Here is a 23688-nt window from a genome sequence, read left to right as displayed (position 1 = left end):
CAAAAAAAGGACACCTCGCGGCGTCCTTTTTTATTAATCAAATACTTAGTCGTTAAAGATTACTCTTCAACGCCAGCATCTTGACCTTTATATTTTGCGTTTGCGTAGTCCCAGTTCACTAGCTTGTCTAGGAACGTGTCAACATAGTCAGGACGACGGTTACGGTAATCTACATAGTACGCGTGTTCCCATACGTCACAAGTCAATACAGCTACTTGGTCATGTGCAAGTGGGGTGTCAGCGTTAGCAGTTTTGGCGATTGACAATTTGCCACCGACTTTATCAGCAACTAGCCATGCCCAACCTGAACCAAACTGAGTCAATGCTGCGTTTTTGAACTCTTCACGGAACTTGTCGTAGCTACCGAAATCTTCTTCGATTTTTGCTTTTAGATCGCCAGTAGGTTCGCCGCCGCCGTTCGTTGGCGTCATGCAGTTCCAGTAGAACGTGTGGTTCCATACTTGAGCTGCTTGGTTGAACATACCTTGCTTGCTGTCATCTTTAGCAGTCGCTACGATGATTTCTGGCAATGTTTTATCTTCTAGACCAGAACCTGGCAACATGTCTTTTAGCTTGTTTACATAAGCAGCATGATGCTTGTCATGATGATACTCTAGCGTTTCGGCACTGATATGTGGCTCTAGTGCGTCTTTTGCATATGGTAGGTCTGGTAAAGTAATGTTTGACATAATTATTTTATCCTTGCTGTTTAGCCGTTAGTTTATAAAAACTTGCTTATAGAAGCTGAATTTTACGCTATTTTTACACCGCAAAAAACACTATAAAATAGCGGACTAAATTGGCTGAGTTTATTGTTTGAAATGAACTTTATCGCTTGATACACAGTACTGCTCAATACAATATCACGTATCATTATGAATCCAAAATCAACCTGTCGGTTACTTATTGCTATTATTCTTCGTCAAAAAGCCAAGTCTCTGACTTTATAGACTTTTATTAACTTAATATTCACAAGCCATAAGATATAATTCACTGTAGCTTGTCTCCTATTATAGCAATAGCAACCAATAATATCAGTTACCAAATGTTATAGCCCGTACAATCTACATAGCGATTGGTTATTTATTAAGCAGGAATTGCACGCACTCCAAACTCATGCGTTATCATTATTAGTATAACTACTTCAATCGTCAAATAATTTACCGATTAGCGCTACAGAAAGTAAATAAAGCTCACTCGAATAATAATTTTTCATCATTTTCATATAACGGACTGACTCTATGAGCACCACTGATACCTCGTTAATTGCTACCCATCCGACATCTGGCAACCAATGGGTACTGGCCAGTAACAATAAAGGCAAATTGGCTGAATTTAAACGGCTATTTGCCGAAGCGAACTTGGACGTGACGATTGTCCCGCAATGTCAGCTCGATATTGAAGACGCCATCGAGGATGGTTTAAGCTTTGTAGAAAACGCCATTATCAAAGCCCGTCATGCGAGCCGTATCAGTGGACTGCCTGCGATTGCTGATGATTCAGGACTGTGTGTACCCGCACTCGGTAACGCACCAGGTATCTACTCTGCTCGCTATGCTGGTGAGCACGGCAACGATAGTAAAAATAACGCCAAGCTCATCGCCGACTTGCTGCCTATCCGCGCAGCGAAGCCAGATACTCCGATCAAAGGTATGTTCGTTTGCGTACTGGCAATGGTGCGTCATGCTGATGATCCGCTACCGATTGTCGCCCAAGGATTATGGCATGGCGAAATCTTGGAGACTCCACATGGTGACGGCGGTTTTGGCTATGATCCATTGTTTTGGTTACCTGATTTGCAATCCAGTGCGGCGAGTCTGAGCGCTGCTGATAAAAACAGCATCAGTCATCGTGGTCAGGCAATCCAGCAGTTATTGGCACAACTGCCTTTATAAGTACTTTATAGCTGTTCTATCCATAACTATCCGTAAGCGCGCTCAATGCTCATAATGCGCTTACAACCTTATCGCTGTTTTTTATCCGTTATCTTATTTATTGACTATGAATATGGCTAACTCTTTATATAAAATTAATCCATAAAATAGCAAGCAACATAAGGAAACATGCCATCAAAGAGATAATTTTTACTTTAATAAACAGATAGATTATACTGTTCTACTTTTAAAATTTTGTTGAAATCCGTTATTTGGCTGTATAATTCACCAAAAAGCGTTATTATGCGGTGCATTAACGGTTTATTATCGATATTTGATAGCATGGACAACCTCAGCAGGTTCACCTTTTAGTATCAGCGGCGATTGCTACTGGCACTGAATTTGACGTTGTGCGCTATCGTTATCCCCTATTTATTTCAACGGCAGCCCGTCGTACATGCCCGTAATTTGAGGCGCGGTCTGTCTATTACAATTTAACCCTAAGTACTATTTCATTAATCAAACGTACTACTTAATCCTAAAGGTGTAATTAACATGGCTACAGATTTACAAGTCACAACCAACAAGCTATCTAATAAAGAAACCCAACTAACGGTTAAAGTGCCCGTTGAAAAAATTCAAAACAAAGTTGAAGGCCGTATTCGCCAAGTTGCGAAAACTGCCAAGATTGACGGTTTCCGTAAAGGTAACGTCCCTATGTCACACATCCGCTCTCAGTACGGTGCTGGCATTCAACAAGAAGTTATCAACGATGTCATCCGTGATACTGTATTTGAAGCGATCAAATCTGAAGACATCCGCGCTGTTGGCATGCCTAACATCGACGACGTAAAACTTGAAGACGATTTCTTGGTATATCAAGCCACTGTTGAAATCTTCCCAGAAGTAGATGTACAAGGTATCGATGAGATCGAAGTTGAGCGTCACACTGCACAAGTTAGTGAAGAAGACGTTGACACCATGATCGAAAACCTACAAAAGCAACGTGAAGAATTCGTTGAGAAAAAAGGCATGGCGGCGAAAGACAACCAAGTGACTTTTGACTTTGAAGGCTCTATCGACGGCGAAAAATTCGAAGGCGGCTCTGCTGAAGACTTTAAACTAGTTATCGGTAGCAACCAGATGATCCCAGGTTTTGAAGCGGGTATCAAAGGCATGAAAGCTGGCGAAGAAAAAGTCATCGACGTCACTTTCCCAGAAGATTATCAAGCTGAGAACTTAGCTGGTAAAGAAGCTCAGTTCAAAATCAACGTAAAATTGGTTGAAAAATCTAAGTTACCTGAAATCAATGAAGAGTTCCTTGAGCTATTCGGCGTAAAAGAAGGTGGCGTAGAGAAATTGAAAGAAGACGTACGCAAAAACATGGAACGCGAAATCAAAAACGCTGCGCGTAGTCAAGTTAAGCAAGCGACTTTTGACGCATTATTAGAAAAGAACGAGTTTGACGTACCAAACGCGATGCTAGAGCAAGAAATCGAGCGTCAACGCAACATGATGATGCAACGTTTCTCTCAGCAGTTCGGCGCAAATGCTGATAGTTTCGATAAAGACATGCTGCCAAATGAGCTATTTGAAGAGCAAGCGCTACGTGCTGCCCGTCTTGGCATCATCGTTGCCCGTGTTATCGATACCAAAGGCTTAGAAGTAGATCAAGAGCGTGTTGAAACCTTCATCAAAGAAGCTGCTGAAAACTACGAAGATCCAAGCGAGGTCATCGAGTACTACACCAATGACAAGCAGCAGCGCGCTAACATTGAGTCTGTAGTACTAGAAGACCAAGTAGTAGATTACTTGATCGAACAAGGTAAAGTAACTGACAAAGAAGTTAGCTACCAAGACTTGCTAGCCGCTCAGCAACAGCAGCAGCAGCAGCAAGCAATGTAATTGATACGACAGGCTGTCTTTTTAGATATGCTGTAGTCGGTTATCAAAACTAAAATGCGCCCCCAACCTTTTGATCGGGGGCGCATTTTTTATGGCGTTCGCTAGCTAAGGAAGTTCAGCAACAAGCATCGTACTTGTACTATGAAGCACGTTTTACACCAAAACAGGTGCGAATACGGCGCTCAATCCTAGCAGCACTAGCCCGCGCTGTAACCACAAGCTATCACTAAAGCGTTGCTGCAACTGTTGACTAATCAGCGTACCAACTGCATATAGCGCTAGCATCGTAATCATCATCCCTGCATAAAATCCTAGCTGACCGCTCACACCGACATTCGCTGGTACTTCCATCGCGTGTGCCATGCCATGAAACACTGCCAGACCACCAAAGCCAAACAATGACAACTGCTGAATACTTGGCGTGTGCGCTGTATGGGTCTGAGCAGAGAATGCCTCTTGTCTGCTTTTTTGGCTCATCAAGACCATAGCCAATACGACTACCGACAGTGATATTGCCACTTCAATTAGCCCAGATGATGCAGCAAACGCGATACCGCCAATCAGCACACCAGCCGTGCCCAATATCGCGCCTAATGACAACCCTGCCGTCAACGACATCATGCCTAAGCGCTGCTTTTGTAGACCATAAAACAACATGCCCATGCCTACTGCCAAAAACAGATGATCAAGGCCAGTTACTGGATGCATCAGTCCTGCTTGCAACGTACCCAAAAACGATGGCGCTTGCGCGGTAGTCGAGTGAATATGACCTGAGTGTGCTTGTGCCAATGACGGTAGCATCAGTGATGTCATCATCACAGCCGAACCAGATACGATATGAGGAGCTGAGAGCACTTGTGAAAAGCGAGAGCTTTTGATATGAAGACCTTTTGTACACTGTGTCATGCGGTTTTTCCTTATTCTTTATGTTTTAATGGTAAAAGCTCATCTGCTCTTTAGGCAAGCATGCCATGTTCTTTAATAAAGGCGATAATCTCATTTAGCCCATCGCCTGTTTTCATATTGCTAAAGACAAAAGGTTTGTCGCCACGCATTTTTTTGGCATCGCGTTCCATCACTTCCAGCGAAGCACCAACCATTGGTGCAAGGTCAGTCTTATTAATAATCAACAAATCAGACTTGGTAATGCCGGGGCCACCTTTACGAGGTATCTTATCGCCTGCAGAGACATCAATGACGTACAAGGTCAAGTCAGACAACTCTGGGCTAAATGTCGCAGCTAGATTGTCGCCACCTGACTCAATGATAATCAACTCCAACCCTTCAAAAGTCGCTTGTAGCTCAGCAATCGCAGTCAGATTAATAGAAGCATCTTCGCGGATAGCCGTATGCGGACAGCCGCCCGTCTCTACGCCGCGGATACGCTCAGCGGGCATGGCATCATTGCGGGTCAAAAACTCTGAATCTTCTTTGGTATAGATGTCATTGGTCACCACTGCCATATTGACCGTATCACGCAGGTTTTGGCATAGCCTTAACGTCAAAGCAGTCTTACCACTACCAACTGGCCCACCAATACCAAGGCGTAAGCACGATAAGACAGAAGACGGTTTCTGGCTATCAGTTTGTACGTCTGATGCAGCGTGAGATTTTTTTGGTTTGAGCGGAGTTAGAGACATATTAATTTCCTAAAACAGTTTATATATTAATAATTATAAATAGAAATCAAGGTACATTTATGAGCGGAACAACCGACTGTATTGCTCCTCATGCATACTTGAGAAGATAGCCAAATTAGGCAAATTATTCGAGATATTAAGCGTTTCATAGAGGTCTTGGCATAGCTGCTGACAGTCTGACTCTTCACTTTTATCTAAGGTATCCATAGTATTTATCGATGTGATTAAAGCATCGAAAGCATGTTGCACATTAGCGCTTAGAGCATCAACCTGAGCACCCAAATCGCTTTGTAATTGCCATAGAATACGCTGACCTGCCATTTGTCCTAGCGGCACTGTCTTCACAGCGGCGAGCACCATGTTCTCTAATTGCGCAAATCCATAAGTGGTCATTGACTGCGCTAATGGCAGCTGCCAATGCTGAGCAATATGTGCAAATAGCGGCAAAAATCCATCATCAGGTATATCAGCTGGTATGCCAAGACTCAGCACTTCGTTGAGCCAAGACACCATCGCTTGTGCCAACTGCTTCGACTCCAGTACAAACTCTTTACTCTCGAGACCAGCGTGATAATCATGTGCTAGATTTGCCGCTAGCGCTTCATGACCTTGGCTAAGCGCGCACATTATCAGCCCTAACACAGGCAGCTCGTAGCCAATCACCGCAAGCGCTAGGTAGTCCTGCATAAATATAAGCGTACTGGCTTCATCAGAGACAACCCCTGACTCAATCGCTGACTCCACACCTTGCGAATAGGTATAACTACCAATCGGCAAATTGCTCGATGCCAGCATCAGTAGCTGTCCAAGTTGGGCAGATTGAGTAGGCTGAGCACTGGTATTAACCATCATTTGAACGACCTACAGGCGCATCATGATGACTATGGCTATGTCCGTGGCTGTGGCTGTGGCTGTGGCTTTCATCATGGCTATGACTTTCCTGATGACTATGAGAGTCACTATGCGAATGTGCATGGGAGTGAGAGTGGCCGTGCGCATGCCCTTGGCCCGTTTGATAAGCGCCCGTCTCAGGCTCAAATGGCACTGAGGTAGACTCGATATGCAAACCAAGGTTTTCTAACATTTGTGCCAGCACATGATCGTTTTCAAAATACAGCGAATAGCCTGCCTTACCCTGATCAAAACTGTGGTCAAACATCAATGGCACATGACGATTGCCCAAATGATAAGCGCCTTTCATTAGTAGAAAGTCATTGTCAGCAGTCACTTTGGTCACTGCTTGCGGTTTGGCGATCACTTGCATCAACTCCCCTGCTGCATTGATAAGCACGTCATCACCTTTTAAGACGCCTGTACGAGGCAGGTCAACACCAACTGCCTCACCTGAGACAGTAATGGCTCTAAAGCGGGAATGCTGACGAGTATCAAATTCTAACAGCAGGTAATCATCGGCTTGATACTGTTCTGCCAATTGTGCTTTTTGGATATCGCTAAGCGTACTTAAACGGGTATTAAATATTTTCATTATTATTCTCTGGCTGTTGTTGCTCAAACTATTGTCAATAGTATTGATGGTAAAAGTGTTAGGAATAAAGACACGATCTCACTCAAGAAACCAACTGACTATTGGTATACATAGTTTATGGCTCACTGTCTGTCCTAGAAATCCTATAAACGTGCATCATAAGCTCTAAAATAAAAAGTAACGCTGTGCCATAGGTAGTACATCAGCTGGCTCACAGGTGAGTGTCTTACCATCAGCGCGTACTTCATAGGTCTCAGGATTGATGTCCATATCTGGGCAGTAGCTGTTAAAGCGCATATCGCCTTTACGAATTTTACGGATGCCGTGTACTGGCTGAATGACTTTGGTCAATCCAAGCTGCTTATCCACTTGTTTGTCGATCGCCGCTTGCGACATAAAAGTAATGCTGGTTTGGGCAACCGATTTTGGATATGTCGCAAACATAGGACGATAATGTACAGGCTGGGGTGTGGGAATAGAGGCATTGATATCACCCATCGGTACTGCAGCAATGAGCCCGCCTTTTATAATGCATTCAGGCTTTACCCCAAAAAACTTGGGCGACCAGAGCACCATATCTGCCCATTTACCTACTTCGATTGAGCCGACCATATCACTGATACCGTGAGTAATCGCAGGGTTTATTGTATATTTTGCGATATAGCGTTTGATACGGAAGTTATCGTTGTCCGTGCTTTGATCATAGTCTGTCAAAGTGATGTACTGTTGCTCATCCTCAATGGTCGCTGTTGCATCTGGTGCTAGATGACCACGTTGAACTTTCATTTTGTGCGCGGTTTGCCATGTACGGATGACCACTTCACCCACCCGCCCCATCGCTTGTGAATCACTACTCATCATCGAGATTGCGCCCAAATCATGCAAGATATCTTCTGCGGCGATGGTTTCTTGACGAATACGGCTCTCAGCAAAGGCTACGTCTTCAGCAATAGCAGGGCTCAGGTGATGACAAACCATCAGCATATCGAGATGCTCATCAATGGTATTGACGGTGTATGGTCGCGTTGGGTTGGTTGAAGATGGCAGCACATGTGACTCGCCAATAGCCTTTAAAATATCGGGCGCATGGCCACCGCCTGCCCCTTCAGTATGAAAAGTATGGATACAGCGGTTTTTAAAAGCAGCAAGTGTACTCTCTAGATAGCCACTTTCATTTAAAGTATCGGTATGAATGGCCACCTGCACATCATAGTCGTCAGCGACGCTCAAACAGTTATCGATGGCTTGCGGCGTTGTACCCCAATCTTCATGTAGCTTTAGCCCCACGGCACCTGCTTCGATTTGTTCAGCAATGGGTTCTGGTACACTCACATTGCCTTTACCCAGTAGTCCAATATTCATAGGAATACTATCGGTAGATTTTAGCATCGAGGCAATATGATACGCCCCCGGTGTACAGGTGGTGGCGAGCGTTCCTTGAGCTGGCCCTGTGCCGCCGCCGAGCATTGTGGTCACGCCTGACATAAGCGCCGTCTCACACTGTTGAGGCGCGATAAAATGAATATGACTGTCGACGCCACCTGCTGTGAGAATTTTGCCTTCGCCAGAGATGATTTCGGTAGCACCGCCAATAGGAATATCAATAGCAGGCTGGATATCAGGATTGCCCGCTTTTCCAATAGCACTGATACGACCATCTTTGATACCGATATCCGCTTTATAGATGCCTGTATAGTCAACGACCAATGCATTGGTAATAACTGTATCGGCAACTTCCGCACCCAGCAATTGTCCTTGCCCCATACCATCACGGATGACTTTACCACCGCCAAATTTAACTTCTTCACCTTTAATTTCAACAGGCTTGCTACTACTCTCACCACTTTGCGACGTATCTGCTTGATCAACAGCAGTATCTTTATGACTGGTTAAATCTGCTTCAACCTGTAGCCAAAGCTCGGTATCGGCAAGACGGACTTTATCGCCTGTTGTAGGACCAAAATGCTCAGCATAAATACGACGACTGACTCGCTTTTGCGAAGTAGTGGTTACCTTTTTATCAGTGACGCTCTCTGATGCTTTGTCTGGATGAGCTGCGCCCATGACACGCCCAGCAAAACCATATACATCTTGCTTGCCAGCGTATGCTACCAATTCGACTTCCCGTGATTGGCCAGGCTCAAAACGTACGGCGGTGCCAGAGATAATATTTAGGCGAAACCCCCGAGTTTGCTCTCTGTCAAAACTCAAGGCATCATTGACTTCATAAAAGTGATAATGCGAGCCGATTTGGATAGGTCTATCACCAGTATTACTCACACTGATGGTCTGTACCTGTCGCCCTTGGTTTAAGATAATATCGCCATCTTGGATATGGTATTCGCCTGCTTGCATGGTAGCCGCCTTATTTTATAGTGAGCATGTCAGTGCTATAACAATGGTATACAGCGTTACACGATGGGATTATGTACCGTGACCAGTTTGGTGCCATCAGGAAAAGTCGCCTCGATTTGCACTTCATCTACCATCTCTGCGACACCTTCCATGACATCATCAGCAGACAAATACGTAGCACCTTCACTCATCAGCTCGGCAACTCTTTTACCATCTCGTGCGCCTTCCATCAGCAACATACTGATATAAGCGATGGCTTCGGGATAGTTAAGCTTAACACCGCGATTTTTGCGGCGCTCAGCCACCATACCAGCGGTAAATAGCATGAGTTTGTCTTTTTCTGTTGGGGTCAGGTGCATGACAATTCCTTATTGTACTTATCATTATATTTATAGCAGATTAGAGATTTTCAAAGCATTAAATATCGATTAAAAATAGTCGCAATATATCTTAGTTTCATTATTAAAAGTGGCCGTATTATGTGTCCCAAATACGTGGACGACAAGGTTCAAGTTGCCACCAATGATCTCGCAAGACTTCTCTCAGCTGATAAAACGCTTCAAAACAACCACGTACATCTGAGCCGATGTAGCGGATATTGATCGCTTGGCAATTATGAGTGCAGTAGACAGGCATTTGTGCTTGAGCAATGACTTGGCGTAATGCTACGACAGTATTATCTAGATAGCGGGTTAATGACTGCTTGATAGTTGCTTGGGCAGTTTCGGTCGATTGCGTGGTTTGTGACGCGGAGAGTGCAAGATTGTCATGGACATCGCTTAAGCTGGGTATTGCCCAAAACGAGCCATAAATATGCTGGTTCGCTAATCCTAAATTTGAGGTAAACCAGCGATTTTGCGCTGCCTGTGCCACTCGCTCAGCAACGATAACCTTACCATCTCGGTAGATGTTCAATCCAGTATGATAACGCCCTTGCAAAAACTGCTCGTCGTAAGCTTGCCGCCCAAATACGCTAATCTCCCATGTCAGTAGACTAGAGGAATCTTTCAAATCGAAGCGGCTCACTGCATGCATATTGGCTTCGTTATAAATGATACTCTCTTGCGGCAGCCATTCTAGACGGGTATCTGCTGCGAGGTTGGCTTGTATATGTTGACTAGCATAATCAGCTATCTCGTCTTGACTCATACTTTGGTGAGTATCGTTGTCGCCCAACGGAGCTTTATGTTTTTGGCTGACACTGTCTTTGCCGTACCACTTACCTGCCCCTGGTGTGGTGACAACAGCGTGGCTACCACTATCCAAACTTAGGTCTATGGTCAGCGTATCGCCACCTGCGATACCGGCTGGCGGGTACAACATCAGTATGTGACAAATACCCTGCTGTACGCTTGGCTCAGGATATAGAGCACGCTGTACCATCAAGGCACCTGTATGCTTGCGATGATAAAGCCGCGTTTTTGAGTTATCAGCCGTACCTTCTTTGGCCGTACTTGTCCTGCTAACAGTGTCGAAGCTTAATGCTAAAGAAGAGGCCCAACTCATTTTATATACTCATTTACCAATTAAATATGTTTCAGTATTTTATGTGACAACTATCATTTGCTATCCGTTAAGACTCTATTGCCAATCGTTAACTACAGTTCATTCGCGACAGCAATGTCAGAATAATAACGAAGAAATACAGCGTACACCATTTATCGTGCCTAGCGCACCATGATAAATAAAAGCGTCAATGTTTTTATTGATACAAGCACTGTGCCAACTTTTGATAGCAGATAACCAAATAAGAAACCTTATCGGCTCAAAACTTTGATTTGTCTGTGCTTTTTCTATTTAACTTATATGATAAAAACAATCATATATTTCCAGCTATTTTCTAAACGTTTTTTGAGCTTCAGTCATTTATAAAATTAGCAGATACTTGCACCAAAATAGTACATTTTGTCCATAACAGTGCATTTTTTAGCGTTATTGTTAGCGCAATACCCTCTGAGGACATTAGATAAGCAAAAATCCTAAACGCATAACTATTTGCAGGCTTAGTCAGTAAGATAGGTGGATTGTAGGGCTATTAATCAGGTATTCTATGTTAAAAAGTCAGGTCAGACATGATTTACGCTATTTGTATCGATATAGATACTATCAATATCTGTACGACTTGATAATAGATAAGATAGTATTTATCTACTTCTAGACGTATTTTTAGTATAAGTTTTAATATAAGCAATGAGTCCTAGCAATATCGTAGGGTCAGTTTTTCACCTATTTTATGCACAAACCCGTTTTATAGGCTTGAATAGTGAGCGCAGCCCCCTTATAAACAACCCATTAGTCAAAAACTACCAGACAATAAAATCATTCAATCCATTTTTATTTTATACATTTATCGATAGGACTTTTCTATGACAGATTATGATCGCATCACTGCCAACCCGCATTTTGATATGCTGATGAGTGCGCACAAAGAAGTACAGACCACACAAGCGGCTTTAGTACCTATGGTGGTTGAACAGTCCTCACGCGGTGAACGCTCGTTTGATATTTTTTCACGCCTATTACGTGAGCGCGTTATCTTTTTGACCGGTCAGGTCGAAGACAACATGGCTAACCTTATCGTTGCCCAGTTACTATTCTTAGAAGCTGAAAACCCTGACAAAGATATCCATTTGTATATCAACTCACCAGGTGGTTCAGTAAGCGCTGGCTTGGCTATTTTTGATACCATGAACTTCATCAAACCTGAGGTGTCTACTATCTGTATGGGCGGTGCTTACAGCATGGGTTCATTCCTATTGGCTGCTGGTCAAAAAGGCAAGCGCTATTCACTTGCTAATGCTCGCGTTATGATTCACCAGCCTTCAGGCGGCGCGCAGGGTCAAGCAACAGATATCGAAATCAATGCTCGTGAAATCCTTAAAACTCGTGCACGTCTAAATAGTATCTTAGCTGAGCGCACTGGTCAGCCAGTAGAGAAAATCGAAAAAGACGTTGAGCGTGATTATTGGTTAGATGCTCAAGAAGCCAAAGAATATGGCTTGGTTGACGAAGTATTAGAGCGTCGCCCTGAATCTTTGTAATCTAAGCATTAACGTGATGCCTCTTCATTGAGAGTGCAATCATAAGACCTTTTATAGTTTATTTGCCGTACAGTAAACCGTTATCAATGTCATGCCTGATCTATTGAAAGGTATGACCATTGAATGAATACGATAATTGACATACTACAAATAAACTAACCAGTTTTAAATTTTAGGAGCGCCTTTTATGGCAGAAGATAATACCCCGCAGTGTTCGTTTTGCGGTAAAGCCAAAAGCGATGTACAGCAACTGATTGCTGCTGACGATGCCAATATCTGCAATGAATGTATCGAGCTATGTACTGACTTAATCGCAGACAGCGCAGAGCACGGTGATGATGATAGCGAAGTAGACACTTCTTGGGTCAATAAAAAATTACCAACGCCAAAAGAGCTGCGTGCCAAGCTTGATGAATATGTCATCGGTCAGGACGCTGCCAAAAAAGCATTGGCTGTTGCCGTCTATAACCATTACAAACGTCTAAAAGTTAGCCAAACGCTAGCCAACGATAGCAAAAAAGCTAAGATCGGCGCTGACGATGCAATGGTAGAATTGGCTAAGAGTAATATCTTGCTAATCGGTCCGACTGGTTCTGGTAAGACGCTGCTTGCGCAAACCTTGGCTCGTCTGTTAGATGTACCTTTTGCGATGGCTGATGCCACGACATTGACCGAAGCTGGTTATGTTGGTGAAGACGTTGAAAACATCGTACAAAAGCTCCTCCAAGCTTCTGATTATGATGTAGCTAAAGCTGAGCAAGGTATCATTTATATTGATGAAATCGACAAAATCAGTAAGAAAGGTGACAACCCATCTATCACGCGTGATGTGTCAGGTGAAGGCGTACAGCAAGCGTTGCTAAAGCTAATCGAAGGTACGGTGGCTGCTATCCCGCCGCATGGTGGTCGTAAGCATCCGCAGCAAGAGTTGATCCAAGTTGACACTAGCAACATCCTAATCATCGTTGGTGGTGCATTTGCTGGACTTGATAAAGTCATTCAGCAACGTACCGAAAAAGGCGGTATCGGCTTTAACGCTGATGTCAGCTCAAAAGACGACAGCCGTCGCAGCTCAGACTTGCTACAAGAAGTCGAGCCAGAAGATTTGATCAAGTTTGGTCTGATTCCTGAGCTAATCGGTCGTCTGCCAGTACTTGCGGCACTGCAAGAGCTAGATGAAGCGGCCCTAGTACAAATCCTGACAGAACCTAAGAACGCACTGGTAAAACAGTACAAGTACTTGTTTGACATGGAAGGTGCTGAGATTAGCTTTACTCAAGAAGCCCTAGATGCCATCGCCAAAAAAGCCATGGAGCGTAAAACTGGTGCACGTGGTCTACGTTCGATTGTAGAGAACGCCCTACTTGAGACCATGTATGAGCTACCTTCCATGGAAAATGCTAAAACTGTAATGGTTGATGCAGATGTGATCAATGAAGGTAAAGTACCTAAAATTGCTTAAGTTATAGTTGGTTTAAATAGTCCGTTATCATTAACGGACTACTAAAAAAGCGTCTGGCTGAATAAGCTAAGACGCTTTTTTTATGCCTATTACTTAACCAGTTTATCTGTTGGATAGCTTTTCTGCTATATAACTTGCATACTGAAAATTGGTAACATTCATTACACCTGTCCCGAAATGACAGCAACGTTTATCAATCGCGAGTAAACGTCAGCACAAACCATGCTAATGTAGATAGATTGTTTTAACCTTTATACTGTATTTATATATACCGCAAGATATAGCCCGTACAACCCATATGATTAATAAGACAAAGGATTGTTTATTATGCTCAACCATGTGACTGCTATGGCGACTTCATTGCGCCAACATCTACCGTTTTCTTCTAACCGTACCTCGTTGGATGACTCAAATGTTGAATCCTACTATCGCAACCACGTCGCTGCCATTACGGGCGCAGGCTCTGGTATGGGGCGTGAGCTGGCTATTCATTTAGCAAAAATGGGCTGTCATGTTGCACTATCGGACATCAATCCTGAACAGCTGGCAGCGACCAAACAGTTACTTACCAATTATGATATCAATGTCACTATGACCGTACTCGATGTATCAGACAATACAGCGGTGGAAGCATGGGCTGATAGTGTTATGAGCGATCATGGCAAAGTAAACTTTATCTTTAATAATGCAGGTGTCGCACTCTACTCTACCGTCGAAGGCAGTAGTATTAGTGAGCTTGAATGGGTAACGAACATTAACTTTTGGGGCGTGGTTTACGGCACTAAAGCATTTTTACCATTAATCAAAAACAGCGTTAAACAGAGCCAGTTTGGCGAACATGGACATATTATTAATATCTCAAGTCTGTTTGGTTTGACCGCTCAGCCATCACAGTCCGCCTACAACTCTAGCAAATTTGCCGTACGCGGCTTCACAGAGAGTTTACGCCAAGAGCTAAACATTCAGAACTGCGGGGTATCAGCAACCTGTATCCATCCGGGCGGCATCAAAACCAATATTGCCAACAGCGCGCGCGGCAATGAGAGCATTCATGATATTGGCATGAGTACTGGGCCCAAAGCCATCAGAAGTTTTAATAAATTCTTAAAATTCGATGCCAATGAAGCGGCTTGGATTATCCTACAGGCAGCAGCGACCAACCAACAGCGCTGCCTGATTGGTAACGATGCAAAGATAGTCGATGCCATCCAACGTGTATTTCCATCACACTATAGCCAAGTGCTTAACGACTTCCATCAACTGTCCCGCAAACTAAAACCACGTCGTCATAAGAAGCTAAAGACCGTTAAATAGTATGTTATCAACATTCCCTCTATCATGAGAAATTGATGAATTTATATATAAAAAGCCCAGCTATAGTCGTAGCCGGGCTTTTTGAAAGTTGCCATTATTGATGAAGGATAAGACTGAATTTTGAGACTGGTGATGATATTTTAGCTCAACCTTCTAAGCATTAAGGCAGCTTCATATCACCAGCGACCAACCAACCCATACGGCGCATAATATAAGCCACTAACCCTGCAATCATCGCAGGCAATACAAACATCAATAGAATAATCGCTGTCCACAGCTGACCAGTGCTCATAATCTCTTGTGACGCTTCAATCACTCCAAACACACCGACCAAACCAGCGGTACCCATACCCGCACCTGTCGCCGTACAAGCCAATCCAAAACCAACAGTAGCGATAGGCCCAACGATAGCACTAGCAATGACAGCAGGCAGCAGAGTGATGGGTTTTTTAAGCACGTTAGGGATCTGCAGCATACTGGTACCCAAGCCCTGAGAGATGACACCACTAACGCCATTGTCTTTAAAACTTGCAACAGCAAAACCAATCATATGCGCAGCACAGCCTACCACTGCTGCCCCGCCCGCTAATCCACCAAGCCCAATGGCAATACAAATGGCTGCACTCGACGTTGGTAGGGTCAATAAAATACCAACCACTACGGCGATGACGATGCCCATTAGCAGTGGCTGTAATTCAGTAGCAGCATGAATACCCTGACCGATAGCTGCGACCCCTGCTACGATAGGCGGATTGAGCAGAGCGCAAACTAAAAGAGCAATACCGCATACAACCAATGGCACCAATAAAATATCAAGCTTAGTCTTACCAGCGACCCAAGTGCCAGCACGATAAGCAAACACAGAAGTCAGATAAGCGCCGATGGGATTGCCTGGCAGTGCTACAAAGGTTGCAGGCCCACCCACTTGCGGCGTAAAGAGCGTGCCTGCCATTAGTGCTTCGGAATGGGCACCAAGCATACCCGCTACGAGGCAGCTAAGCATCACTAGCGTTGGCGCTTTGAGATAATAAGCGATACCTACGCCGATACCAGCACCCATTAATATCGAGGCAAGTTTCCCGACCGCGACCAATGCCGGCAAATCTAACCAACCGCCGATTTGCGAGATAATCAAACCTGCAATCAACGTGACAAATAGCCCTAAAGCCATACCAGTAAAAGCATCGATAAAGTATTTTTGAAAGAACGCTTTAATAATGCCTGCTTGCGGTGTTACTGAGTTAGATACGGTCATAACCATACTCTTAATGAACGTTTAATAGGATAAAACAGCTAGAAAGATTTTGATAAAATAAAGAGATAAAAAAAGCGTCATTACGACGCTTTTTTAATAAATACAATAACTGTAAACGACTCAACCTAGCGACGCTGTTCAACGATAATAGAATCTATACCATTGTTCTGTAGGCGCTGCTGTGCCGTCGTTACTGCTTGACGGTTATTCAAAGGACGTGAGATGACTTGATAAATTGGCAAGCCATTGCCCGTCGTGTTTTTGACCACGCGAGCATCGACACCCGCCATCAGTACTTGCGCACGGCGACGATCCGCTTCATCTGCATCACTAAAGCTATTGATCTGCAAGATGTAGGTCGCCGCAGGTTTGGCAGCTTGGATGCTGGCCGTACCTGCTGCTGTATTATTGTTGCGGGTTGTAGCGTTGCTAGTAGCAGGCGGCGTACCATCATAGGTTGCATCTTCTTCAACGACAACGATATCCTCACTCGACCCAGCATTATTACTACCAGCAGGTTCGACAGTCGCATTTTCCGAACCACCAAAGCTACCCGTACTTTCTGTACTGCCTGTATCGCTCTCTGGTTGAGTCACAACGACGTCTGGTTCAAACGCACCGATATCACCTATTTGATCATTATCAATGTCAGCGATATCTTCATCAGGGATGGTTGCCATCTCTTGATTAGGTAAAATATCGTAGAACTCATAATCGCCATTGTCGGTATCAGTATCCACACGTGGCTGTACTTGGCGATCAGGATCGTTCTCAGCACTACCTTCAGCGGGGCTAAAATTGAATAATGGTGAGAGGTAGATAAACACCCCGATCATAAGGGTCAATACGGCCCCAACAAACATCCACAATAAGCCTGATACGCTACTTGATTTGCGCTTTTCTGTCGCGCCTTTAGGTTTTTTGGCTAGCATGGATCTCGTTCTCCCTACTGGATTTAACTATCATCATCGAATTAATGCTATCAGCTGTCTATACTCATGTCACATATTAGAAAAGCACTACATGCTAGACGGTGCAGACAAGCCTAGCAGGCTAAGCCCATTTGCCAATACTTGCCTAGTGGCTTTTGACAAGCGCAAACGTGCTTGCATTAAGTCTAGCTCATCCTGACTTGGCGTTTCACCTGACGTCAAGCTCATAGGCAAGATACGATTGGTGTCATACCAACCATGGAACAATGCCGCTAGCTCTTTCAGGTAGTTGGTCAAGACATGTGGCTCGTAACCAGTCGCTGCGCGAAGTAACGTCGCTGGATATCCTGCTAACAGTTTAATCAGCTCGTCTTCATTTGGCGCACTTAGCAAGTCTTGATGTGCCAAACCAACAGCATCATCTACGGTCAAATCGTAAGTTGCCAGTTTTTCTAACACACGGCAAACGCGCGCATGAGCATACTGGATATAATACACTTGATTGTCTTTGCTTTGTGATTTGGCAAGTTCTAAATCAAAATCAACATGCACTTCAGGCTTACGCGCTACATAGTAGAATCGTGCAGCATCGTTGCCGACTTCTGCACGTAGCTCACGCAAGGTCACAAACTGACCAGAACGCGAAGACATTTGTACTTTTTCACTACCGCGCCACAATGCCACAAACTGTACAAGCACCACATCCAGACGTTCAGCATCGATACCAAGAGCTAGTAGCGCTGCTTTTACGCGTGGGACATAACCATGGTGGTCTGCGCCCCAGACGTTAATGACTTTATCAAAGCCGCGATCAAACTTGTTTTTATGATAAGCGATGTCAGAAGCAAAATACGTCGACTGGCCATTGGCACGGCGTACCACACGGTCTTTCTCATCGCCGAAATCAGTCGACTTAAACCAGATGTTGCCATCTTTTTCGTATAGATAGCCTTTGTCATCTAGTATCTGTAATACAGGCTCAATCTCGCTATCGATAGATCTTTCGCTAAACCAGCACTCGTAGCTCACGCCAAAGTCATTTAAGTCGTCTTTAATATCCGCCAAAATACTGCTCAATGCTGCGTTTAAAAATAACGCGTAGCTGTCACCTAGCAAAGACTTACTATTGGCAATCAAGCCATCAATATGCGCTTCTTTATCACCTGAAACTAAGGTCTTTTCGCCGTCAGCATTAATCTCAAACTGAGCATCTTCTAGCACATCTTTGGCAACGTTTGCAAAGCTATGTACGTAGCTATCGCCATGCTGTGTTTTTAGCGTCTGGGCGATATCACTAACATAATCACCTTGATAGGCGTTGACTGGGAAAGTTATCTCTTCACCATTTAGCTGTAGATAACGCAAATATGTACTGGTGGCCAAGATGTCCATTTGACGACCAGCGTCATTGACATAATATTCACGCGTGACGTCATAGCCAATAGCTTCTAACAAGTTAGCGACGCTCATGCCAAATGCAGCACCGCGACCGTGACCGACATGCAGACTTGACGTTGGATTGGCAGAGACGAATTCAACCTGGACTTTTTGATCGTCAAACTGATTACTCAAGCCAAAGCGGTCCTGCAACGTGAAAATATCGTCCAATACAGAAAATTTAGCTTCCGAGTTTAAGAATACGTTGATAAACCCTGGTCCTGCGATTTCTACTTGGCGAATATCTTGATTGTCAGGCAATGCACTGACGATTTTTTCAGCAAGTTGACGCGGATTGGCTTTAGCTGCTTTCGCTGCCGTTAGCGCGATATTACTGGCAAAATCACCGTGACTTAAATCTTTTGTACGGGTGATTTGACTGTTGTTTTGCCAATCGCTTGGTAGCGTACCATCTGCTTGTAGGGTTTGAATTGCATCGTTAAACAGGGATGCAAGCGTATCAATTTGGGCTTGTGACATAGGAATTTGAACTCAATTAAATAAACAACAAAAACGGTGCGAATGCGAGCAATCGATAACTGCTTATTATAATAGCGACCGACATTGCAGGGATAGAATAATGTAAAAAGATAAGTAACCTGTAAATATAACAATCTTTGCGCTTTATTGCACCATTTGCGCCAAAATTAGCACTAAAATCTTACCGTTATCAGGATTTGGGCTGACTAATATCAATGATGCAAAACAGATAAATAACTCATAACGTGAATTGTAGCGTTACTGTTGCTCAATACTGGGCAGTCGTTTATACCTGACTACTTCCACGTTATAATATTGGTTTGTACGGCTCTTCTAAAATATAGAAGACGCGTTACTACTCTATTATAGGATTACGCCATGTTTGCCATTGCCGCCAGTACTGTCACCAGTTGGGGACTGTACGTCTTGTTGCCGATATTCATCGCTTTCTTGTTTTTTATTATGTGGGATATCTCTAAAACGTCTGAAGCTGGGCGCGCTGGTACTTTTTGGATATTCTTAGCACTAGGCGCAGGTTCTGTTGGTTTTATCCTTAAGATAGTCATGGAAGTCGCTTTCAAAAAATGGTTAATCTAATTAGCCATTTTTATCACTATTCTTTGATATCGCTTAAAACATGAGTAGCAAAACTAAAAACGTAATATACAGCCTATGACTGCTGCGCTTGATAAGGTGTCAGTCATTTGAATCAGGGCCTTTTAAATCAAGGCTTCTTAGATCAAAGTCTTCTAAATCAAAAAGCTACTGAGCCCTAGCATCATTTCTTATAACCTGACTCACATACGTTGGTAGGTCCCACGCTCCACCAGCAAAACCTCGGCACATGCCCGTACTAGACTCTTCACTCTTAGCAAATGTCTCACCATTCCATATCCATGCAGTACGGCTCCAGCAATCACCAATGCCTCGGTCTTTGTGAGTGGCGGAAATCTCACCATCAAAATAATCATTCCCTGCTGTCGTGATAAGCATAGGCTTGCTAGGTTTTGTATTATCAATGAGCCAATAGCCGTTACTGGAATTGTAAGCACCTAGCCAGCAAGTATGCGCGGCTAACGTATAGCTATCATCAACTGGTATAAATTCCCAACCAAGCATCGTAGAGCCATACTCTGACATTCGCTGATATGTTTCAGTTTTTGGGTTAATCAGCTCACAGTCGCCCATCTCGTCCTTGGACCCTATAAGCTGCTCATCGTTAATATCGACCCAGTTATCAATATTTTTCTGAAAATACGCCAGCTTTGATGGAGCAAGTGTTTTGTTGTCTTTTGCTGAATACGCAAATGCTTTTTGAATGATTGGTTTTGGTAGAGCTGCTTTAGGACGTTGACGATTTGGATTATTCTTACTGATCAATGCTATCGGCGTCCCTACCCGACCTTGCACATCGTCTAGTTTGAGCAATACTGCTGATACACCTTTATCGCTGATCTGCCAGTGGTTATCGCCCGCTCTAATCTCTATCTTGGTCGCGATACGAGCATGATCAAGCAGTGCTTGGGTCTGCTTGGCTGACAAGTCGTATAGTAGACTGTCTTCTTTATTGGGTTGCAATACACCATAGTTTTTGTTGTTCAGCCAAAGCTGAGCAGGCTTAAGATCATCTAGCGGCACTTCTGAGATAAACTGAATGTGCGCTTTTGGTAGAGCTACTTTTGGCAACGCTATGAACAAAATTGAAGCAGGCTCATCTATTAGTGCTTCACTGGCGTAACCAGCAGCTCGACAAGTCCGCGTATTATCACAAACCACCTGCCAGTCGTCTTGTACAAAGCCCCAGCCTTCGGATACATTCCCATAACCTGCTATAGCAGGTAGCGATAGCAAGCTGATGGTAGCTACAATAAAAGTCTTTGATGTCTTCAATGTCTTCATAGTGCTTTCCTTATATTAGCTACCACCATCAATGCTATTTTTTGGCAATCAAAGTCGCACGCATGGGAGCAGGATATCCTTCGACGGTCTTAGTAGAATCATTAGTATCTAAGAAATCTGCTAACGAATGATAGGTCATCCATTCGGTTTGTCGTTGTTCTTCAGTCGAGGTGACTGCTACATCGACGCAGCGCACATCTGAAAACCCTGCTTTCTCTAACCAGCCAATTAATGCCGCCACCGATGGCAAGAAATAGACATTATTCATCTGCGCGTAGCGGTCATGCGGCACCAGTACAGTATTGGCATCACCTTCAATCACCAGCGTCTCAAGTACCAGCTCACCACCTTTGACTAACTGTCCTTTAAGCTGTTGTAAATGCTCAAACGGTGACTGACGATGGTAAAGTACGCCCATGCTAAATACGGTATCAAACAGCTGACTGTGCTCAGGTAAGGCTTCAAGCGGTACAGGAATATAATGCGTCCGATAGCTACCTGTATCACTAGCATCTGCGGCACCAACAAAGTGACGAATCGCCATAAACTGATGATAAAACAAGCATGACGGATCAATAATAATAACCGTATCCGCGCCAGCCCCTGCCATGCGCCAGCCATGATAACCAGAGCCACCGCCCACATCCAATACGCGGCGACTGTCTAATCTACTTAAATGCGGCGCAACACGTTTCCATTTCCAATCACTATGCCACTCGGTATCAATCTTAATACCTGACTCATCATCGCCGATTTGACCGCCAATCTGAAATGGGCCTTTACGCCATGGCATCAACTGCTTTAATAGTGCTGTTGTTTGTTTGCGCTGAGACTCATTTAGATCTGCCTCAATCGTCAATGTATCGCTGTTTAGATCGACGTTATTGACAGCTAAGTTTGGCAAACGAGCGACTGACGCTTGGTAGGCAGGCGCGTGCGCATAGTTGGCTTTGTCTTTTATGTCACCTAGCCATGTTGGTAATTGCTTGAGCCATTCATAAGCGCTCGGCTGCTGCTGTGCCAGCTCTAGCAGGGTTAAATATAATTCGCGTTCTGCGTTGATGATAGTGTCGTTGAGCATAAAAGCAGGTTACCGTATTGATTAATATTCAAATGAATAAAATTAAAAGGGTTGAAAGAAGAGGATGAGCCTCAAAGTGGGATTGCTTTAAAGGTGAGCAAATAGGCGTGGCGCTGCTCGATGTTTTTTAAAACTTTATTGGCGCCTTTTCCCCTGCTGAGTCAGATCAACCATGGCGCAACTGATCTTGAGTTATAGCTCAATATTATAAAGCCCTTTATATTAAGAGGGCATGTTTAAATACAGCTCCTGAGTAGCATATGCTAAAGTTTCTAAATTATCGGAATGTACTTTTCTTTTTTTGGCAAGTTCTGCATACTTTCCACCTTTAGCCTCCCATACGTTTGTAAGCCTCTCAAGACCACCCATAAATAACTCTAAACCAGTTAAAACCATAATATATGCTCTAATTTCTTTATTTTTATTATCATAACCACGTCCCCATTCAGCAAACTCTCTTAACCGATTGATTTCATCTACTGAAAATTCTTCAAAATCTTTCATCGTTGCAAAAACCAAAATTGACTTAGGAAATGTTTCTGCTAGAAGTTTCATTTTTTGAATATCAGAATTTTTAAAGGCGTCTTTTGCAAAGCTCTTTGCCTCTCCAAAAACAATATTAGTAGGTTTACTCAAACCTACAATTCCTTCTCTTTTTGCCCATAAGATAAAATCGGCTTCTGCTTTTTCTCCAGACTGAAGCGTTAGTTCTTGTCCACTAGACCATGTAATATTAAGCCTATGAGAATAGCTAACCTTTCTAACGAAAAAATGAATCGCTAATGAAGCAGCATATCCACCTCTGGCATAATCAGGTAAAGCAAAAGCCCAAACCACTCTATATGACCATCTTGATAAGCTTGAATTAGAAGGTTCCAAAATAGGAAAACTGAATAGCTTCAAGCATCTATTACATGATAGTTCATAATTTAAGTTATTGACCTCGTACCAATTCCAACTATCACATTTAGAACACTTTAGCTCTAAGCCAAGCTGTACAATTTTTTGCGAAATCAGTCGGCTCGCAGGTCTCTTATTCTTTTTTGTATTAATCCTATTTTTGAATTCCTCCGCATGCATGCTCCTCGTCAATGATTTATTGGCCATGTCATTGAGTAGTTCAACAGTACTTCTATTTGCCAAACTAGATAACTGAGGAACACCACCAATTGTTTCAATGATTTGGTGAACGGATTTTCCAGCATCAGATACAGTTGCTTCAATCTCATATTTACTTAACCATTGGTTAATAGCTTCTGTACCATTATGTAAATTCCAATATTGTCGATTAATACTTTCAGGAAATATAGTTAAGCCTTCAGTTGTAGGAAGCAAGAAATCTCTATGATAATTAAATTTTGGAAAAACAGGGTTTCTGTAATTAGTAGGAAAGCATGTCAGAGTCCGACTTTGATTTCCCCAGTCTTTAATATTTATCACGTTTGCCCAAAGCGGCTTATGATGATATTTTTTCTTTATGAAATCAGGAGCTATCGTATCAAATTGAATTTGTGGCTTCTCATACTC

Annotated in this window: 20 protein-coding genes; 6 read left to right on the top strand and 14 right to left on the bottom strand. The window is 43.5% G+C overall.

The window, feature by feature from the left end; genetic code table 11:
- Nucleotides 1–59: 59 nt before the first annotated feature.
- Nucleotides 60–689 carry a superoxide dismutase gene (locus tag CXF62_RS06675; protein ID WP_101205324.1) on the bottom strand — a complete coding sequence of 210 codons (630 nt, stop codon included), beginning with the start codon at nt 687–689 and terminating at the stop codon, nt 60–62.
- Between the two features lie 552 nt (nt 690–1241).
- Between CXF62_RS06675 and rdgB the strand changes: the two genes are divergently transcribed.
- Together rdgB and tig are read left to right on the top strand one after the other, a co-directional pair.
- A complete protein-coding gene (gene rdgB / locus CXF62_RS06670) occupies nt 1242–1895 on the top strand; it encodes an RdgB/HAM1 family non-canonical purine NTP pyrophosphatase (protein WP_102093467.1) in 654 nt (217 codons plus the stop codon).
- A gap of 534 nt (nt 1896–2429) precedes the next feature.
- On the top strand, nt 2430–3779 hold the full coding sequence (tig, locus tag CXF62_RS06665) for a trigger factor (protein WP_102093465.1): 1350 nt from the start codon (nt 2430–2432) through the stop codon (nt 3777–3779).
- Nucleotides 3780–3932: 153 nt separating this feature from the next.
- Here tig and CXF62_RS06660 read toward each other — a convergent pair whose 3' ends face one another.
- The 7 genes from CXF62_RS06660 to CXF62_RS06630 all read right to left on the bottom strand — a co-directional run bounded on the left by CXF62_RS06660 (nt 3933) and on the right by CXF62_RS06630 (nt 10766).
- Nucleotides 3933–4685 carry a HupE/UreJ family protein gene (locus CXF62_RS06660; RefSeq protein ID WP_102093464.1) on the bottom strand — a complete coding sequence of 251 codons (753 nt, stop codon included), beginning with the start codon at nt 4683–4685 and terminating at the stop codon, nt 3933–3935.
- 50 nt (nt 4686–4735) lie between these two features.
- Entirely contained in the window at nt 4736–5419 is a 684-nt protein-coding gene (ureG, locus tag CXF62_RS06655) for an urease accessory protein UreG (RefSeq protein ID WP_102093462.1), read from the bottom strand.
- A 57-nt stretch (nt 5420–5476) separates the two neighbouring features.
- Nucleotides 5477–6271, bottom strand: coding sequence for an urease accessory protein UreF (locus CXF62_RS06650; protein WP_102093460.1), 795 nt, complete (start codon nt 6269–6271; stop codon nt 5477–5479).
- Nucleotides 6261–6905 carry an urease accessory protein UreE gene (gene ureE, locus CXF62_RS06645; protein WP_102093459.1) on the bottom strand — a complete coding sequence of 215 codons (645 nt, stop codon included), beginning with the start codon at nt 6903–6905 and terminating at the stop codon, nt 6261–6263. Before ureE ends, CXF62_RS06650 begins: the two co-directional genes overlap by 11 nt.
- A gap of 165 nt (nt 6906–7070) precedes the next feature.
- Entirely contained in the window at nt 7071–9260 is a 2190-nt protein-coding gene (gene ureC, locus CXF62_RS06640) for an urease subunit alpha (protein WP_102093457.1), read from the bottom strand.
- Between the two features lie 56 nt (nt 9261–9316).
- Nucleotides 9317–9619, bottom strand: a complete 303-nt coding sequence (gene ureA / locus CXF62_RS06635) for an urease subunit gamma (protein ID WP_057761815.1) — start codon at nt 9617–9619, stop codon at nt 9317–9319.
- A gap of 118 nt (nt 9620–9737) precedes the next feature.
- Complete coding sequence (locus CXF62_RS06630; RefSeq protein WP_102093456.1) at nt 9738–10766, bottom strand: urease accessory protein UreD; 1029 nt, start codon at nt 10764–10766, stop codon at nt 9738–9740.
- Nucleotides 10767–11674: 908 nt separating this feature from the next.
- On the opposite strand from CXF62_RS06630, the gene clpP reads away from it, so the two are divergent.
- The 3 genes from clpP to CXF62_RS06615 all read left to right on the top strand — a co-directional run bounded on the left by clpP (nt 11675) and on the right by CXF62_RS06615 (nt 15077).
- Nucleotides 11675–12301 carry an ATP-dependent Clp endopeptidase proteolytic subunit ClpP gene (gene clpP / locus CXF62_RS06625; protein ID WP_197411852.1) on the top strand — a complete coding sequence of 209 codons (627 nt, stop codon included), beginning with the start codon at nt 11675–11677 and terminating at the stop codon, nt 12299–12301.
- Nucleotides 12302–12488: 187 nt separating this feature from the next.
- Complete coding sequence (clpX, locus tag CXF62_RS06620) at nt 12489–13763, top strand: ATP-dependent protease ATP-binding subunit ClpX (RefSeq protein ID WP_057761822.1); 1275 nt, start codon at nt 12489–12491, stop codon at nt 13761–13763.
- 327 nt (nt 13764–14090) lie between these two features.
- Nucleotides 14091–15077 carry an SDR family NAD(P)-dependent oxidoreductase gene (locus CXF62_RS06615; protein ID WP_102093454.1) on the top strand — a complete coding sequence of 329 codons (987 nt, stop codon included), beginning with the start codon at nt 14091–14093 and terminating at the stop codon, nt 15075–15077.
- 160 nt (nt 15078–15237) lie between these two features.
- Here the strand turns inward: CXF62_RS06615 and CXF62_RS06610 are convergent, their stop codons facing one another.
- From CXF62_RS06610 to argS, 3 genes are all read right to left on the bottom strand, one after another.
- Complete coding sequence (locus tag CXF62_RS06610; protein ID WP_102093453.1) at nt 15238–16332, bottom strand: PTS sugar transporter subunit IIC; 1095 nt, start codon at nt 16330–16332, stop codon at nt 15238–15240.
- A 125-nt stretch (nt 16333–16457) separates the two neighbouring features.
- On the bottom strand, nt 16458–17264 hold the full coding sequence (locus CXF62_RS06605; protein WP_102093451.1) for an SPOR domain-containing protein: 807 nt from the start codon (nt 17262–17264) through the stop codon (nt 16458–16460).
- Nucleotides 17265–17351: 87 nt separating this feature from the next.
- Nucleotides 17352–19181: an arginine--tRNA ligase gene (gene argS / locus CXF62_RS06600; RefSeq protein WP_102093450.1), complete on the bottom strand. Its 1830-nt coding sequence runs from the start codon at nt 19179–19181 to the stop codon at nt 17352–17354.
- Between the two features lie 378 nt (nt 19182–19559).
- Between argS and CXF62_RS06595 the strand changes: the two genes are divergently transcribed.
- The gene (locus CXF62_RS06595; protein WP_101205310.1) at nt 19560–19778 is read left to right on the top strand and encodes a DUF2788 domain-containing protein; all 219 of its coding nucleotides are present in this window, start codon (nt 19560–19562) and stop codon (nt 19776–19778) included.
- A gap of 165 nt (nt 19779–19943) precedes the next feature.
- Here the strand turns inward: CXF62_RS06595 and CXF62_RS06590 are convergent, their stop codons facing one another.
- The 3 genes from CXF62_RS06590 to CXF62_RS14700 form a co-directional block, all read right to left on the bottom strand.
- Entirely contained in the window at nt 19944–21080 is a 1137-nt protein-coding gene (locus CXF62_RS06590; protein ID WP_102093448.1) for a DUF1176 domain-containing protein, read from the bottom strand.
- A 34-nt stretch (nt 21081–21114) separates the two neighbouring features.
- Nucleotides 21115–22161 carry a tRNA 5-methoxyuridine(34)/uridine 5-oxyacetic acid(34) synthase CmoB gene (cmoB, locus tag CXF62_RS06585; protein WP_102093446.1) on the bottom strand — a complete coding sequence of 349 codons (1047 nt, stop codon included), beginning with the start codon at nt 22159–22161 and terminating at the stop codon, nt 21115–21117.
- A 222-nt stretch (nt 22162–22383) separates the two neighbouring features.
- A partial coding sequence (locus CXF62_RS14700) for a hypothetical protein (RefSeq protein WP_197707700.1) occupies nt 22384–23688 on the bottom strand: 1305 nt, incomplete at its 5' end.

The sequence above is a fragment of the Psychrobacter sp. MES7-P7E genome (assembly GCF_002863645.1).
Classification (GTDB): domain Bacteria; phylum Pseudomonadota; class Gammaproteobacteria; order Pseudomonadales; family Moraxellaceae; genus Psychrobacter.
The sequence above is the reverse complement of the archived record's forward strand: the minus strand, read 5'-3'. Positions and strand labels throughout refer to the sequence as shown.

Excerpts from the sequence above, each read along its gene's own strand:
- CXF62_RS06675 (WP_101205324.1), bottom strand. The coding sequence starts at position 689 with ATGTCAAACATTACTTTACCAGACCTACCATATGCAAAAGACGCACTA.
- rdgB (WP_102093467.1), top strand. The coding sequence starts at position 1,242 with ATGAGCACCACTGATACCTCGTTAATTGCTACCCATCCGACATCTGGC.
- tig (WP_102093465.1), top strand. The coding sequence starts at position 2,430 with ATGGCTACAGATTTACAAGTCACAACCAACAAGCTATCTAATAAAGAA.
- CXF62_RS06660 (WP_102093464.1), bottom strand. The coding sequence starts at position 4,685 with ATGACACAGTGTACAAAAGGTCTTCATATCAAAAGCTCTCGCTTTTCA.
- ureG (WP_102093462.1), bottom strand. The coding sequence starts at position 5,419 with ATGTCTCTAACTCCGCTCAAACCAAAAAAATCTCACGCTGCATCAGAC.
- CXF62_RS06650 (WP_102093460.1), bottom strand. The coding sequence starts at position 6,271 with ATGATGGTTAATACCAGTGCTCAGCCTACTCAATCTGCCCAACTTGGA.
- ureE (WP_102093459.1), bottom strand. The coding sequence starts at position 6,905 with ATGAAAATATTTAATACCCGTTTAAGTACGCTTAGCGATATCCAAAAA.
- ureC (WP_102093457.1), bottom strand. The coding sequence starts at position 9,260 with ATGCAAGCAGGCGAATACCATATCCAAGATGGCGATATTATCTTAAAC.
- ureA (WP_057761815.1), bottom strand. The coding sequence starts at position 9,619 with ATGCACCTGACCCCAACAGAAAAAGACAAACTCATGCTATTTACCGCT.
- CXF62_RS06630 (WP_102093456.1), bottom strand. The coding sequence starts at position 10,766 with ATGAGTTGGGCCTCTTCTTTAGCATTAAGCTTCGACACTGTTAGCAGG.
- clpP (WP_197411852.1), top strand. The coding sequence starts at position 11,675 with ATGAGTGCGCACAAAGAAGTACAGACCACACAAGCGGCTTTAGTACCT.
- clpX (WP_057761822.1), top strand. The coding sequence starts at position 12,489 with ATGGCAGAAGATAATACCCCGCAGTGTTCGTTTTGCGGTAAAGCCAAA.
- CXF62_RS06615 (WP_102093454.1), top strand. The coding sequence starts at position 14,091 with ATGCTCAACCATGTGACTGCTATGGCGACTTCATTGCGCCAACATCTA.
- CXF62_RS06610 (WP_102093453.1), bottom strand. The coding sequence starts at position 16,332 with ATGACCGTATCTAACTCAGTAACACCGCAAGCAGGCATTATTAAAGCG.
- CXF62_RS06605 (WP_102093451.1), bottom strand. The coding sequence starts at position 17,264 with ATGCTAGCCAAAAAACCTAAAGGCGCGACAGAAAAGCGCAAATCAAGT.
- argS (WP_102093450.1), bottom strand. The coding sequence starts at position 19,181 with ATGTCACAAGCCCAAATTGATACGCTTGCATCCCTGTTTAACGATGCA.
- CXF62_RS06595 (WP_101205310.1), top strand. The coding sequence starts at position 19,560 with ATGTTTGCCATTGCCGCCAGTACTGTCACCAGTTGGGGACTGTACGTC.
- CXF62_RS06590 (WP_102093448.1), bottom strand. The coding sequence starts at position 21,080 with ATGAAGACATTGAAGACATCAAAGACTTTTATTGTAGCTACCATCAGC.
- cmoB (WP_102093446.1), bottom strand. The coding sequence starts at position 22,161 with ATGCTCAACGACACTATCATCAACGCAGAACGCGAATTATATTTAACC.